At 29.6% G+C, this 16,519-nt stretch carries 11 protein-coding genes; 9 read left to right on the top strand and 2 right to left on the bottom strand.

Annotation, left to right across the window (positions count from 1 at the left end):
* The first annotated feature begins 197 nt into the window (after positions 1-197).
* The 5 genes from J3477_RS22380 to J3477_RS22360 all read left to right on the top strand — a co-directional run bounded on the left by J3477_RS22380 (position 198) and on the right by J3477_RS22360 (position 12,509).
* Positions 198-8,246, top strand: a complete 8,049-nt coding sequence (locus J3477_RS22380) for a S8 family serine peptidase (protein WP_206872468.1) — start codon at positions 198-200, stop codon at positions 8,244-8,246.
* Positions 8,247-8,425: 179 nt separating this feature from the next.
* The gene (locus tag J3477_RS22375; RefSeq protein WP_206872467.1) at positions 8,426-9,781 is read left to right on the top strand and encodes a VgrG-related protein; all 1,356 of its coding nucleotides are present in this window, start codon (positions 8,426-8,428) and stop codon (positions 9,779-9,781) included.
* 91 nt (positions 9,782-9,872) lie between these two features.
* Positions 9,873-10,358, top strand: coding sequence for a TcaA NTF2-like domain-containing protein (locus tag J3477_RS22370; protein WP_206872466.1), 486 nt, complete (start codon positions 9,873-9,875; stop codon positions 10,356-10,358).
* Between the two features lie 191 nt (positions 10,359-10,549).
* Positions 10,550-11,581, top strand: a complete 1,032-nt coding sequence (locus J3477_RS22365) for a hypothetical protein (RefSeq protein ID WP_206872465.1) — start codon at positions 10,550-10,552, stop codon at positions 11,579-11,581.
* 307 nt (positions 11,582-11,888) lie between these two features.
* Positions 11,889-12,509: a VanZ family protein gene (locus tag J3477_RS22360; RefSeq protein WP_206872464.1), complete on the top strand. Its 621-nt coding sequence runs from the start codon at positions 11,889-11,891 to the stop codon at positions 12,507-12,509.
* Between the two features lie 66 nt (positions 12,510-12,575).
* Here J3477_RS22360 and J3477_RS22355 read toward each other — a convergent pair whose 3' ends face one another.
* Both J3477_RS22355 and J3477_RS22350 read right to left on the bottom strand, forming a co-directional pair.
* Positions 12,576-13,013 carry a hypothetical protein gene (locus J3477_RS22355; protein WP_206872463.1) on the bottom strand — a complete coding sequence of 146 codons (438 nt, stop codon included), beginning with the start codon at positions 13,011-13,013 and terminating at the stop codon, positions 12,576-12,578.
* A 238-nt stretch (positions 13,014-13,251) separates the two neighbouring features.
* Positions 13,252-14,013, bottom strand: a complete 762-nt coding sequence (locus J3477_RS22350) for a YdcF family protein (protein WP_206872462.1) — start codon at positions 14,011-14,013, stop codon at positions 13,252-13,254.
* 254 nt (positions 14,014-14,267) lie between these two features.
* Between J3477_RS22350 and mntA the strand changes: the two genes are divergently transcribed.
* The 4 genes from mntA (at position 14,268) to J3477_RS22330 (ending at position 16,149) form a co-directional block, all read left to right on the top strand.
* Positions 14,268-14,684 carry a type VII toxin-antitoxin system MntA family adenylyltransferase antitoxin gene (gene mntA, locus J3477_RS22345; RefSeq protein WP_206872461.1) on the top strand — a complete coding sequence of 139 codons (417 nt, stop codon included), beginning with the start codon at positions 14,268-14,270 and terminating at the stop codon, positions 14,682-14,684.
* A 6-nt stretch (positions 14,685-14,690) separates the two neighbouring features.
* On the top strand, positions 14,691-15,104 hold the full coding sequence (gene hepT / locus J3477_RS22340; protein ID WP_206872460.1) for a type VII toxin-antitoxin system HepT family RNase toxin: 414 nt from the start codon (positions 14,691-14,693) through the stop codon (positions 15,102-15,104).
* A gap of 280 nt (positions 15,105-15,384) precedes the next feature.
* Positions 15,385-15,873 (top strand): hypothetical protein, encoded by a 489-nt coding sequence (locus tag J3477_RS22335; protein WP_206872459.1) that lies wholly within the window; start codon positions 15,385-15,387, stop codon positions 15,871-15,873.
* Positions 15,874-15,885: 12 nt separating this feature from the next.
* Positions 15,886-16,149, top strand: coding sequence for a hypothetical protein (locus tag J3477_RS22330; RefSeq protein ID WP_206872458.1), 264 nt, complete (start codon positions 15,886-15,888; stop codon positions 16,147-16,149).
* Positions 16,150-16,519 lie beyond the last annotated feature (370 nt).

The following is a 16,519-nucleotide window of genomic DNA, read 5'->3' as shown; positions in this document are numbered from 1 at the left end:
GTTTTAAATGGTAACTCCACATATAATTGAATTATAAATTCCTAAATAATAAAGAATTGTAGAGAACTACTATAGGTAGAAGTATAAAGTACACCTATAGTAGTTTTTTTATATTTTCAATAATATTACATAAATATATACATTTCTATTAAATACCTTATAATAGTATATGTGACAAAATATTGAGGAGGGGGATTATGAAGAGATTTAAGCGCTACATGGCTACAGTTATCCTTTGTCTCTTTACTACAGTAACTATACTTGGAAGTATTGGTAGTACAGTATCAGCAGCAGAAAAAAAGACTAGTACTCCATTGGAAGCTGTTGACGGCCAACTGGTTATTAAACTGATGGATACAAAGGATAAGAAATATGAAGATATTATAAAGAAGTATAGTGGAAAGATAATAAAGTACTTTGGAAACTATGTTTTAGCTTCTTTTGACAAAGGTAATGTAACTAATGTTAAAGATGAACTTAAAACAGATAAAAATGTAGAGTACTCAGAAGAAAATGCATTAGGTAGAAAGAGCACCACTATAGACCCTCTAGCTAAAACTGAAGACTTTTTGTTTTATTCTAGAGCTATAGAAGCTTGGGATTTGGTTACAGATCAAATGAAGCAAACTACAGTAAAAGTAGCTGTAGTGGATAGTGGAGTAAAAAGCGATCACCCAGATCTAAAGGGAAGTGTAGATCCTGGTATGAACTACATAGGGGGTAGCATAGATACCAGTGATGACAATGGACATGGTACTCAAGTTGCTGGAGTTATAGCAGCAAAACATAATGGAATTGGAATTAATGGTATTGCTGGAGGTATAGATACAAGAATCATTCCTGTTAAAGTTTTGGATTCGAATGGGGTAGGAACCACAGCAAATATCGCACAGGGTATAATGTATGCTGCTAATTCAGGAGCACAGATAATAAATGTAAGTATAAATGGAAAAGGATATAGCAAACTTATCGATGATGCAGTGCAGTATGCAATTGGGAAAGGTTCTATAGTTGTATCCTCTTCAGGTGATGATAGAGGCTATTCTGAAAATTATTGGCCTTGTAATGCAAATGGCGTAATTGTAGCTGCAGAAAATCAATATGATTCTAATACTGGAAAAAATATCGATGTATTTGCAAGTGGAAGAGGAAATACTACTGATATAGGAAGTGCTGGTTATAAGGTTGTATATGGTTCGTCAATATCGGCTGCTGTTACAACTGGATCAATTGCTTTACTTAAGGCAAAGAATCCATCCTATACATTAGATCAAATCAGAAGTATTTTAAGAAAAAGCAATGGAACATCTGGAGAAAGTCCTTACTTGAATTTAAAGTTTGCACTAGAAAGCCAAAGTGATTTTGTAACTATAACAAGTCCAGTTATAAGTCAGAATACTACAGGAGATGTATCAGGAAAAATAACTGCCTTGAACCCATCCCAACTTAAGCAATTAAGTTTGTTTATAAATGATGGGGTTAATGCTTATAAGGTTATACAAGGTAATGGAAGTAAAACATATGATATAAATCTGCCATTTACTGAACTGACTGATGGAGTAAATAAGTTAAAAGCAGTTGCTACAGATAGTGCTGGTAAGACTTATGTAGATGAGAGGTATTTTAAGTCATATGGGTCGGATAATACAATGAATATAACCGTAAAAGACACAAGCGGTAACATAGCTAAGAACATGTTAGTTGTATTATATGAAGGTAGCAATATTTATAATCCAAAGGAAGTAAGCACAGACTCTAACGGACAAGCTATCTTCTATAACGTAAATAAAAGCAGCCAATATACAATGGTAGTGAAAAATGGAGATGCTGATAGTTCTTCAAATAAGGTTCTTTTCATAAAAAGAGGACTGACTGCTGGAAAAAATATTATTGATCTATCAAAGGAAGGAAAAGAGATTACCTTTAATGCATATAAGGCAGATAACACAACTATGTTATCATCTGCTAACTTAAGCTTAGATAATCTGCCAGATGCAGAGGTATCATTAAATAAAAGTGCTTCCACAAAGATAATAGTTAACAAGACTGGTAGTTCAAAATTAAATGTTTTGAGTGAGAACGAAGGATATTACTATGTAAAAGCCATAGATAGCTATGAAAATTTAAGTTCTGTAAGTTTTATGACTGATAGTAATATATCAAAGGTAAGTATAAGTAATTTATATGAACAGCAAGTTTCTAATGAAAGCATGCTTGTTAATATTGTTACTGATACCAATTATAATAGCTCTAGTCTTCTAGGAAATTTTAATGTTAAAAACAATAATGCAATATATTTACCTAAGGGAAATTATACTTATAGATACCAGCTGAGTGGAGGTTCTCCTGATGTATCTTATGATTATATGACAGAAAATTTAAGCTTGACCGGTGATACTACATTAACATATGGGGAACCTAAGATAAATTTAGAAAAGGGTGACGATAACTCAAGCTTTCGTATGAGTTTTAAAGATGGTAATCATTCTTCTATAATTAATAGTTTAAGTGACTTTAATGGTACGATAATTTTAAAAGATCCTAATGGTAAGGCATTAGTAAATGGAGTAGATTTTACTTATACAGATGAACGAGGATATGATGTTAATTACTTTTTTATTAAACTGGTAAAACCGATTAGCGGAAATTATCAGGCTAGTATAAATTTAAATTATATGGGCAAAAGTATCACTTCTAACATTTTGTCTTTATCATTTGTCGGGACTCAAACATCAACAAGCAATGTGGTTAAATATACACTTCCTGCTGAAATGCAGAGCGCTATAACTAGTGAAGGTGATGATACCTTAAATGTTCAATATTACATCTATAATGCTTTAACTGGTGAACCAATCTACGATGAATGGCAGAGTGATGATGTAAGTGGTATTGGTAATGGAGACATTAGGATTCCATTAACTTATTGCAATAGCAGTTATAGAATAGTTATATGTGCTTCAACTGAGTATGATAGAGCTGTTGTATATGACAGAAGTCTTGGAATAGCTTCTAATGGTGTAATAAGTATAAATCCAGATACAACTACTAAGAAAATAAGTTTTGCAGGAAATAATCTAGATCAATTTATTAAGAATTCAAGATATAGGTTAACTAAAATAATGCCTAATAACAAAAATTACTACCTACAACTTAAGGCATCTAATAAAACAAATCTTAGTGTATGGGCAGATGATGGAAAGTATTCCTCTTTATTTTCAACTCCACAAAGTTTAATAAGAAGTGAATTTAATGTTTCAGCATCAAATAATATAGATAATTTTGATACTAGTAGCTTGAGTAATTTAAAGTTTATAGTACCTCAAGACAGCCACGCTAAAAGTATATATATTAGTCCTAAGATTACAGATAGCAGTGATGCACAAAGATTTGAAGTTGACTATAATAATAACTTTCAAATAACTCCAGGTATATTTTTAAATGGGTTTAATATAAACATCAGCAATACAAATGATTTGAATTCAAAATCTTACTATTTTACGGGATCCTATGAATGTAAGGCACTAGCTCAAAACACTATTGATACTACTAAATGTGTAGTTGAATACTCAAATATCCCAACTAATTTAAATAAATATAGTCAGCTAAGTTTTAATGCAAAGATTTCAGCAGGGCAGTTTGTTTTAACAAACATGAATTATATATGGAACGGAAAGTCAAATAATGATTTTTATAACTATGGTAGTAGCAGTTCTGGAATAAACATATATAATTCAGAAAATAAGTTTTTAAGTTGGAATCCAGTTGGTAGTAACAATTTTGATAGTAACTTAATGTTTTTTTCCTCTGTTTCTAACTTATATGGAGGCAATTTCAAGATTAAATTGGATTTAGAAGGTTTAGGGTTAGTGGATAATGGTTTTAACCTTAGTGTAACTGGTGATGATCTTAAGATAAAAGTAATGGATCCTTTTGATACTTCAAAACCTTTAATGAACGGAAATGTTTATTTACGAGGATATGGAAATCTTGTAGGGGGATATAAAACTGGAAGAGATGGATATGTATATATACCTAAAAGTAACATACAAACTAATAAGTTAATTGTAGCTGCTGAAAGTGATAAAGGAATAGCCTTGTTTGAAAGTCAAGTAGATACAACCATCTCAGAAACAACCATAGCTACACCAATAACCGCATTAAAAAATATAAATATAAAACCACTTGATAGTATAGGTGGTATAAGCTTATCAAATTCAGATATAGAATTTAGTGGCAATGGTTACAACAGCTTTAAAGTGGCCAAACTAGATATCAATGGGCAGAAGACAGTATATACAAACTTTGATGTTTCAAAGATATATGTAAAGAATAGTACCTCGTTTTTAAAATATAGCTATTCTGGTCAAGGTGATGTAGTTATAGATAATAAGAATACAGCTAAGCTTAATGTATCACTTGTACCAAATGCGTATAGCTCTTTAAATATTAATGATAACAATCAAAGTACTTTCATAGTACAAAACTCAGGAATTTATAATGTAAGTGTAGGAAGTTATAAATACAGCTATTTTGCTGGAAGTATGAATTATTCAGGAGACTTTACAACAACTTCGGGATCGACAAAGGATCTAAAATTTGGAACTACATTGAATCTTGCTGCGGACTATTATAGCGTTGATGGGACAACACCAAGTAATACTGTAAAGCCTAATCAGAATATAAATATGACTGTAAATTTTAAAGATGAATTTGGAAATTCTGTATCACCAATGCAACAGGTCAGCTTAACTTATATAGTTAAAACAAATGGTACGGAAATAAAAAGAGGTGCTGTTAGCGGATCTGGTATCATCTCAGTAAATCCAAATATTGTGGCAGATAGCTTTGATTTAGCATTTGAAGCTAGTTATAACAATCAAAAGTACACATCAAATTCTTTAAATTATAAGATGAATCTTGCTGATTATCAAAAGGTTACTGTAAAAGATCCACTAGGAAATCTTATAAATGAAGGTACTTTTGGAAGCTCCAACTATCAATTAAGTGGGGTTATGATAAATAACGGAATTGCTTATATAGATAAGAATATACTTTTGAATAAGCCTTCGAATGTATCTCTTAGAGGAGTAAGTTCTACGGGATATTCGGTAATATATATGGGATTGACACTTGATTCAAATACCATTGAGATTAAAGATAGTACTGCGGATAAGTTTTCCATAACAGCAAACTTACCTGCAAATTCTAATAACATTAATCTTAGCTTATATCCAAACAATAAAGGTGGAAGCCAAGGTTATAGTGGCTATTACGAAAACTATAATATGGATCAATTCAATAAAATGTATAAAAACAATTATGTATGGATTACAAAGGGAAGTTACGTAATAAATGTAAATTCAACTATATATGGTGCTACAACAAATGAGAACTATGCGTTAGTAGATACTATAAGTGGAACTAAGGCTGTAAGCCTAGACTATACAAAAACAACAAGGATACTTTTGAACAGTTCAAATAGTTTTGATATTGGAGGCTATAATTTTAATATTGAGAATGTATCTATCAATATGCAGATTAGTTCTAATTCAATAAATAGGATTTCTTCAAATGTGGTTACAGGATATTCAGTTAACTTAAATGATAGTAAATTAGGTTCTATTGGCTACAATAAATTGCTGAGTACACCTATAGCTGGCGATAGTTATACAATTAATATTGGAAATAAGTACAAAGTAAAAGCAGACAATACTGCTTCTAGTAACATAGCACCTAATGACAATGCTAAGGCTGTTATTAGTGTATCTGATGAGTATGACAATAATTTTTATACGAATAGTATGAATGGAGTAAAAGCATCAATAGAACTCAGCGCCGATGGACAATTAGTTAATACAGTACAGCAAACTATTTATTTAGGAAGTAATCCTTATGAGATGAATTTCACTCCTAATGTAGGGACAAACTTTAGTGCTGTATTTAAACTTAGTATTTTTGGAACAGTATACTCTTCAAATACATTAAGCTATACATTGGACACAAGCAACTATAATGTTATTAATGTAAAAGATCCAAGTGGCAAGCCACTAGCAAAAGGAGAAGCTATCCAGTATGGAACTAGGTATAAGATAAGCCAAGGCATAATGTATATACCTAAGACAACAACACTTAGTGGAACTATTAGTATAACTGGAACTACTGATATAGGGGAGTATGTAATAAATCCTCAAGTGACAGTAAGTGGTTCTGCAACCAATATAAGTTTACAAGGAAAAAAGGTAAATGTAGCTACTAACTTTGCTAATATATCTGATATAAATAACGGACAATTAAACCTTACATGGGATAACTCATATTATGGAGGATCTATAAATGTTAGTTATAACTCGGATAAAAGCATGGTAAGTAATGTTAATATATGGCTTCAAGATGATCAACAGTGTTACTTGGATAATTATTTTTATGATAAATCAAACAACCAATATGCAATAGGTAAAAAGTTTAAGAATACGGAATCTACTATAAATATTTCAGCTGATACTCTAACAGAAATAAGACTTGCAGGAACGGATAATAAAAATGCTAGTTTAATGGTATCTTCAACTAAGAATAATGGTGGAAGGAGCTTCTCCGTAGGATATAATAAACTTTATGTATCTTCAGATAATTATTATATAAATTCTGTAAGTATGTACGATGGGTCCTCTAATCTTTTCTACTCATTAAATATGAATAAGTGTATCAATGGACCTGTTTATACTGCTTTTGTTGGAACTAACTTTATTGGGGATTATAGTATTCAAGATAATGTTATGACAGCAGGTGACAGTTTTTATATCAATGGAAATATAAGAGACGAGTATGGTAACGACGTTTCTTTCTATTCTGGTAACAGTAAAGAAATACAATTTATAAATGCATGGGGAAATATAGCGTATAGTGTACAGTCTAATGGGACATCAAACTGTATTATACCTTCAACAATTATGGAAGGAAAGTACTCCATAAACATAGTAACTTCCATTGGAAATAGGAAAATAAATTCAAATATTATACCAAATATATATATAACTAAGGGGACAATTTCTAATTTAGGTTCTTATGGAATGACTTCTCAATATAGTTTATATGATGGTACTAATTTAGTGTATAGTGGAAATCAAGCAAGTTCAGTAAAAATACCTAATAATATTCTTGTTGATGGAAAGTATTATGATCTGGATGTATTAACTCAGAGTTCAAATGGAGTTGATCATAATAAATATAAATACCAGTTTTCAAATGGAAGCCTTCAGTATGTTTCATTAAGTGAGTCAGTTTCTACTACACTAGATACAAGTGTAAAGAAAGTTATATTAACAACAAGTAAGGGCAACTCTATAACTTATGATGCAGAGAAGAATTTAAATCCTTATGGAATTATGCTTTATTTAGCATATGGAGAAACTTACAATGTTAGTGCTTATTGTGAAGACTCTACAGGTAGATACTGGGCTAGTAAGCAAGTCAAGATTGATGATACTTTTGCTGGTCTAACTTTTGATAGAACACAATCTCAAAAGTTAAATCTTTCAAATAAATTTGCTAATAATGTTGAGTTATTAGGATTGGTAGCTAAGAATACTGCTTCAGGGCAAAGCTATGATATAGGTAGAGAATTAACTACTAGTAATAGTGTTTACTTAGCTAAAGGTATTTACGATATTAGCTTTAAGCTTAATGTTAATGGCACTACTACTGTAAATAATTATAAAAAGACAGTAGATTTATCTACAAGTGAGTCTACCATATTGGTAGGAGCTAATATAAACTATGATGTAGTATTAGATAAATCAGTTTATAGTCCTAATGATAATGTAAGTGCTAAAATCTCAAATGTAAAAGATGGAGATATTTTGTTAAGTGGTTTAGAGGGGCTACCTTTAGATAGCTCTTCAATATCAATGAACTTAGTTCATGGAACTAAAGTGTTAAAGGGCTTTAACATCACGATTCCTAGTACTTTGAAGGGTGATTGCAACTTTGTAGTAAAAGGAAGTACTGCTGGATTAGGCAATATAATCTCTAAAACCATTAGTATCACTGTTAATAATCCTAACACAATTAAAGAAGGAGATATAAACTTAGATGGAATTGTAGATATCTTCGATATTGTATATGTAGCTAGAGATTTTGGAAAGCTCAAGGGGCAAAGTGATTATGATCCTAGAGTAAATCTAGATTCTTCAGATACTGTTATAGATGCAAAAGATTTAGCAAGAGCTGCTGTAAATTACGGCAATTAATAAACAATGAAAAAAGGAAGCTAAGAGAAATTCTTAGCTTCCTTTTTGTGAATTTTAATAATAAGTTGAAATTTTAATTTTATTAATTTTTTATATTAAAGTTTAGTGATATAATATCTTTGTGAATATTGATATGGGTAAATTAATTTTTAATATATATTGAGGGGATGAAGAAATTTATGTCACTTGCAGCAGTATTGAAAAAATCTATATTATTTGCTAGTTTAGTTATACTTTTAAAATCAAGTAATGTCTATGCTGTTAACATTGTAGGAGATTTTAACGGTGATAATGTTGTAGACATGAAGGATATAGCAGCAGCTAGTAGCTATTATGAAACTAATAATTCTAATTATGATTTAAACAAAGACGGTATAGTGGATATATTTGATATAACTAGGACATCAAAGAACATGAGTGATGCAACTTATAAAGTATATAGTAGTGGTGGTATACTTTCAGGGGAGTACAGTTCAGGTCAATTATTAGATGCTGCAAAAAATGCTTCTAATAGCAATGGAGTAGCAATAAAAGACGGACAAGTTATATGGGATAATAATTATTATTATGTTTTTGACGGTGAAACTTTTATATCAAAGTCGGACAAGTATTTTGATTCTAATATTGCGGCTAGTGCCTTAAATAATGGAGTTGTTTTAGATAAGGGAGGAAATGCAATATTGAACAGAGCAGCTAACTATAAAATAAAGTTAGCTTATGCTCAAGATGATTTAAATCTTAGAAATGCACCAAGCTCCACTGCAGCTTGGGATTCAGAAGTACCAAAAGGATCATTAATAGAGCTGGTAAAGAGAACTAATGGAGTATACCAAGTAAAGTATAATGATGGAAGCCAGATAAAAACAGGATATGTTACAAGATATGTTGATATCTTTACAGATGACTTTAATGATGATTTGTTAGGTTATGTTTCTGAAAAATATGAATCTAATGGAAACCCTGGAACCTACAATACAACTCCAGGAGATCCAGGCGGAACTTCTTACGGTCCGTGGCAACTTGCAGTAAAAGTAGGGTCTGTAGATAGTTTTCTAATGTGGCTTAAAAATGAAAATGTTGATTTTTATAATACTCTAATTTCGGCAAAACAAGCAGATAATAATACATATAGTACTAATTTTAATAATGCTTGGTCAAAATTAGGTACCGATCACTATGATGAATTCTTTGAGGTTCAAAAAAAATATATAAAAGTTACTTATTTTGATCAGCTAGTAAAAGTGCTACAAAATAGTGGTACAGACTATTCTAGCAGATTAAATGATTACAGTGTAAGAAATATGTTATGGTCAACAGCAGTACAACATGGAGTTGGTGGTGCTAAAAATATAATCCAGATTTATAAAGATGTGACTAATGATGTGGATTTTGTTAATGATGTATATGATGAAAGATCAAAGGTAGATATATACTTTAGCAGTTCATCTGATGCTGTTAAGCAGGCGGTAAAGACTAGATTTGTATCAGAAAAGCAATTTATACAAAGAATATTAAGTGATGAGAAGAATTACTAGTTTAGCTTTAATAATAAAGATATTTAGGTAACTATCTTTCAGTTGCAAGTTTAATTAAGGATGTACACATTTTAACGAAGGAAGTGTAAAGTTGAAAAAGATTATTCTTATTATAATAGCAATAGTTATTGTTGTAGCTTCGGTAATAGGATTTAGACAAATGAATGCTTCAAAAGTAAGAGAAGAGGAAGCTAAAAAAGAACAGATTAATAAAGAAGCAGGTGTAAGACCTAAGCAGGCTGAGATTGATGATTTAATAAGAAACTATAGAAATATTTATGTAAATCTAGTAAATGATAAGGAATTAGATTTGTCGTTTTTAGATAATGTTCTCGATAAAAGCTCTCCTTACTACAAATCTGTAATAGAGGATATTACAAACAAACGTAAATCAAATATAAAGCTTCAAACCGAAAATATAGAGGTTGGGGATTTACAGGTTACTACATCAGGGTATAAAGTTAATGTAAAGGAAACTCTGCAGGTGAATAATGATAAAGTTGATAAAATTTCTGGGGATTATATAATAAAAACTGATAATAATAAAATCCAGATATCAGATTATATTAAAAATTAGATGTTAAAAAGTATATAGATTTACATTGATGTAAATTTATGTACTTTTTTGTTCTTTTAATAAGATATTGATGTTATAATGGATATTGGTTTAGATAGCTAATTTATATAGCTAATTTATATAGTAGCTTATGAGAAGTTATTATGATGCAAAGATAGACTAATATTGAAATATAATTGGTGGTGTTTAAGATGAAATTTAAAATTGTGATTGTAGCTTTACTATTTATGATAATGCTAAATACTACAGTATATGCAGCAGGTACTCAGGTTGATGTAAACATAAATGGAAATGTGAAGAGTGGAAATAGTGTTGATATAATATTTAATGTAAAAGATGTTTCGAGATTATATGCTGGATCCATAGAATTTACTTATGATACATCAGTTATGAAAGTAGAAAGCATCAATGGTGGAGAATTTATAAAGACTAATAATCCTAAGATAATGGAATTTGGTGGAGACACAGCTAAAAATGGTAATATAGCAGATTATTACTTTACTTGTGTAGGAAAAGTTGAAGGATTCACAGGTAGCGGAAGTTTTGTAGTTATAAAGGCAAATGTATTAAATCAAGATAAGTTTAATATATATAAGAAAAACCTTAAAATTCAATTAGTTGAACGAAATACTAATAATGAAATGAAGGATATAACCTATACAATTAGTGGGGATGTAAAAGATGAAGCACCACCTAATAATAGTGGATCAGCAGAACCTTCAAATTCTTCTGGTAAAGATGCAGTTAATGAAAATGGAACAGGAACTGGTAAGTCGGATGAATCGGATAAAGGACAAAATAGTAGCGGTTCAGGTAGCGCCTCAAACAATTCTGGATCTAAAGCTAATAATTCAAGTGATTCAAAAGAAGATAAAGGCTTTATAGCCACTGTAATTGATAATATAAAAAGTATATTTTCCGGTTCAAGTAGTAAAGAGGCTGATAAGAAACAAATAGATAATTCTAGTGCAGACAATAATAAGTCAAATACCTCAAGTACTAATAATTCAAACGATAAGAATTCTGCAGAAAACAAAGCAAACACTGCTACAGACTCTACAAAATCTAATCAAGATACTGTAGATCAAGGTAGCAAAAATGTTAGTAGTAATGCATCTTCCAAAAGTAATAATTTTGGAATAGTAGTGGGTGTTGTTATTTTAGTTGTATTGCTCGTGGCTTCTGGAGGTCTCATTATCAAAAAGAGAAATAATAAAAAGTAAAATGTTAAGCTGGTAAATCAATGAACTGCCTATGTTAAGTTAATAGAGGCAGTTAGAGATACTAGCTTTTGTTTTTTACTATATTTTACAGATATAAATGATGGAGATAACTTTAACGGATAGCAAAACTTGAAATAAAGATAGGTTTCTTTAATGGTATCTACTGAGTATACTTATATAATTAAAAACATATATTTTCTTTAAAATGTAATAATTAAAAGGTAAAAATAATTTATAATTAGATAATAAAATATTAAGATTTTGTAATTTATAGTAGATATGTTTGCGTAGAGATGGGGAAAATAGTATGAAAAAAGGTATTGTTTTAGTTTTATTATTTTGGGCTGCATTTATATTTTATATGTCAAGTAAGCCAGGGATAGTATCTCATAATATGAGCGGGGCTGTGGTAAATATTCTTAAAGAAGATAAAAATATATCTACCGATAATAGTAATATTAACTCTCAGAATAAAGCACCCAATAATACTTTGAATAACGGTAAGAAGTCTAATGTACAAAGCAACAGTGCCAACAAAACTCAACAAAATGTACAAGCTTCAACAGGAAGTTCGCAGAAGAAGTCTGCCCAAACAATAAAAAATTCGAATATACAAACTAGTAGTAACGCTGCGAATCTAGATTATATTGTTAGAAAAAATGCTCACGCTTTTGAGTATATTGTACTTGCTGTATTAGTAAATGCAAGTTTCTTTGCTTTTGATAAAAAAGGAAAACAGTATTTAATATATATATTATTTATTTGCTTATTTTTTGCAGTTACAGATGAATTTCATCAATCCTTTGTTTCAGGTAGAACTTCTTTGGTTAGTGATGTACTTATAGATTTTGGTGGTTCCCTAATAGGAATATGTTTGTTTTATGTTTTTTATTATATAGTATTTAATCGTAGATTAGTATGTAGTTAATAAGGAAATAGTGTTAAGCGTGCTGCTATCTATAGTTTTAATAAAAATATAAAGGAAGAATGTAATTTAATTTACTTGGTAATGTAGATGTATTTTATTCTGAAATCCCTTACTTTGTAATAGTACGAAAGTTTTAGGTACATATATTAAAACTAGTTTATCATCTGCATTGATTTTATTAGTTTCAATCACAGACCATTTCTCTATACTTCCATGTTCTGATACATCTGTTTTTACTCCCTTATCCGCATAAGGGATATATTTTTTAGCATCTTTAGGAACCCAGAAGAAAACACGAAAATGAGGAAGGTGATCTTTTCCTATTATATAATCATAAGAAGGATCTCCTCTTTTTTCAGGAAAGAGATCTTTGGATAGCTCTTTGCTTGCAGAAGTATAGTTTGCCGCTTTTGATGTCTTTGATGAAGTGATAGTTACCAGGTATAAACAACTAATTATTGTTAGAACAATTACTAAAATTTTTATGTATCTATTAGAGATCATTTATCCAAAACCTCCAATTTGTATGCTTTATACTAAGTATTAACTTAAGTGGCTTTTAATATACGAAATCTTGTAGGTTGTAAAATATCAAGGCTAATACAGTTTTACTTTTACATGTTTCTGAGTTCTTTGTAATTGAAGAGTGTAATAAATTAATTGATAATATAAAAAAACTATTAGTGATATATTGATCAGCTAATAGTTTTTTATTAGGCTATAAAAGATAATAAATAAACTTTTAAATTATAGTTTTAATCCAAAGCTGAAGCATGCCAAGATATTCATGTAAAGCTATTACAGTAGTATCAAAACTACTAGCATTTGGCACAAAGGATTTAAAGCCTATTGTTAATTTAGCATTAGTAAAATAATCAGAAGGATAAGGAATAACATTCTTAATATTGGCACTAGTGAAATTTATAATTGAACGGTCCATATGGAAAGCTGAAGTAACTAATATAGGTTTTAAAAAATGATGATTTTCCATGATTTTTGATGTATATATTGCATTTTCTGTAGTGGTACGGCTCTTATCTTCAGCTATTATATCTTTTTCACTTATTCCTAGGTCTATAAGTTGCCTTTTAGCGATTTCAGCTTCACTACCAATCTCACCATAAACTGAACCTCCAGATATGATTATGGGAAGGTTAGTTTTATTATGTAAACGCGCAGTAGTTAACAATCGGTTAGCTGAGCTTCCTGATAGGTTTCCAGCACCACTAAGGTCTGGAGAGCTAAGTGTAGCCCCTCCTCCAAGCATCACGATTACATCTCCGTTAAGTTTCGAAGGTTGACTAAATTTATATTCTAATGAATGAATCATAAAGTTTGCAGTTAAAGGAATTGAAGTTATATAAATAAGAGCTGCAATTATTAGTGGTAACTTTGCTATTTTCTTTTCACGTCTATATTGCAGTACTCCTAAAACTATCACTAAAATAATAAAGCATCCAGGAGGCAATATAAGATTTGCTATGAATTTAAAAACGTATATCATCGCAGTTCCCCTTTAGAATTTGATAAGAATACTTTATTCTACGTAAAAGCTAAAAATCCCTTTTAATTTTGTATGAAGTTAAGACTTTATTGACAACATGAGTGGGAGAAGTGACTTCTTTATAAAAATTATGTTTATGACAGAACCTATTTGACATATAATAAAGATACAGACAATTGTTAACACTTTTACAAGTATAGTTTAGGGCTTATTCAAAAGCTCTATATTTGAATATGGGGTTGGGAGGAATTAGTATGAAAGATATAGAAGATGCTATTGCAATATTTATATTAGAAATTGAAAAGTTCTGCAATATAAAGTTTGCATACCTTTTTGGATCCTATGCAAGAAAAGAAAATAATGAAGAAAGTGATGTAGATATCGCTTTAATGTTAGAAAATAATTTAGAAAGTTTAGAAGCTGTTTTTTTAAGAGGGCGAATAATTGATATAGGAAAAAAGATATTTAGTAGAGAAGTAGATATAGTGTTATTAAATATTGATTCACCAGTGCTTAAGTATGAGATAATTAAAGAAGGACTTGTTATAAAAGATAATGAGGAAAGAATTTCTTTTGAGTCATTAGCTATGAGAGAATACTTTGATTATAAGTATTTTATTAAATATTACGATGATTTAATGCTTCAGGATATAAAAAATATGGAGGTGTAAAACTAAGTGGTAAAAAGAGATGTTGTACTTTCTAGATTAAGTAAACTTAAAGAGTATGTAGGTTTTCTAAAAAAAATTAAAGTACATTCAAAAGAAGAATATCTAAATGATGCTTTTATATATGGGGCTAGTGAAAGATTTTTACACCTATCTATTGAGTGTGTAATAGATATATCAAATCATGTAATAGCAGATATGAGATTTAGAAGACCAGAAAGTAATAGAGAAGCATTTGAAATATTATATGAAAATAATATAATTGATAAAGATTTAAGTATTAATTTATCTAATATGGCAGGGTTTAGAAATATATTAGTTCATGATTATATAAGGTTAGATAGAGAATTAGTGTATGACATAATAATAAACAATCTAAAAGATATAGAGATTTTTATGAAGATAGTTACTGAATATTTGTAGTCCAAGTGTTTAGTATAGGCAATGATCTATAATTTTTCAAGCTAGTATAAACTTATTGTTTGTACTAGCTTTTTGTTACACTAAAAACATATTCTTACAAATTTCTTAACATTTTGTTAGATGTATTGACGGAGTTTGTTAAATAAAATACTATATCAGTATAATACAAAATATTCCATAAAATAAAGCTTAAGGTAATAATGAAGTTACATCAGGATATTTTAAATTAATAAATTAAATTGAGAATTTTATTTAAATAATTAATTAGGGGGAAGAGTTTATGAATTATAAAATAATTCAGAGAGAATTTTGGCAGGATGAAAAGATTATGAGTATGACTGCTGAAGAGAGATATCTTTATCTCTATTTATTGACTAATCCATATAGCAGTAATATTGGTATCTATAAGATAACAAAAGAACAAATTAAGAATCATACTGGATATGAAATAGACCAAGTTTGTAACGTGATAAATAGCCTTGTAAGTAAATATAAGGTCATAGCTTACAATGAAGATACTAACGAAGTTGCTATCGAAAAGTGGGGCAAGTATAATCTTATAAAAGGCGGAAAGGTCATGGAAGAATCCATGAAAAAGCAGCTAAGCTTAGTGATAGACAAGTCACTAGTGACTTACGTGGCATTAAATATAAGAAAGAAATGGGCGTTAGATTTATATACTCAGTTTTGTGATAAAAAGTTAACCTATTATGATATAAAAGAACTACAGTTTAAAAGAAGTAATGAAACTGATTCGTATAAAAATTAGGGGAGGAGCATTATGACTAAGTTTGAATATTATAAGATGGCTCTTTATGAAAGTGAAATTATAAAGAATGAAAGAAGGTTAAAGACTCTACTTAAGAGGAATATAATGCTTAGCTTAGATAATAAAAGGCTAAATACTGAAAATATAAGAATAAAAGAACAGTTAGAGGTTTTGCAATTAAAAAGTAATGGTTTTGTTGGTAGGAATAGAAATATTAGAACTATAGGGATCTTATGCTACAATAATCAATATGAAAATCAAGGGATTTTAAATTGAATTACTTGGAGTATATTGAAATATAGAACTAAATCATATGTTTTGAATAAGAAAAATAGAGGAATATAAAGTCAATGGTGAATTCTAAGAATTTACTATTGACTCTTGTTTTTGTAACGTATTTTAAAATCCTATTAGATTTAGAGATGATAAAAAGATCTTATAAAGTCTGACTAAATCCGATAGAATGCTTGGTTTATATTAGAATGAAAAGCTGGAGTAACTCAATAGGAAGAAATATTACATAGAAATAAACTATAAAAATTTTGCATAAAATAAAATTTGTAATTTTATTGCGTTAACTTATAGAAACTGATAGTATTATTTGGTATGTAATAGTTTAAAAGTGCACTAGTAAACGTGACAGTTT

Origin of the sequence: Clostridium zeae, from assembly GCF_017312485.1 — a bacterium.
GTDB lineage: Bacteria > Bacillota > Clostridia > Clostridiales > Clostridiaceae > Clostridium_AR > Clostridium_AR zeae.
The sequence above is the reverse complement of the archived record's forward strand: the minus strand, read 5'-3'. Positions and strand labels throughout refer to the sequence as shown.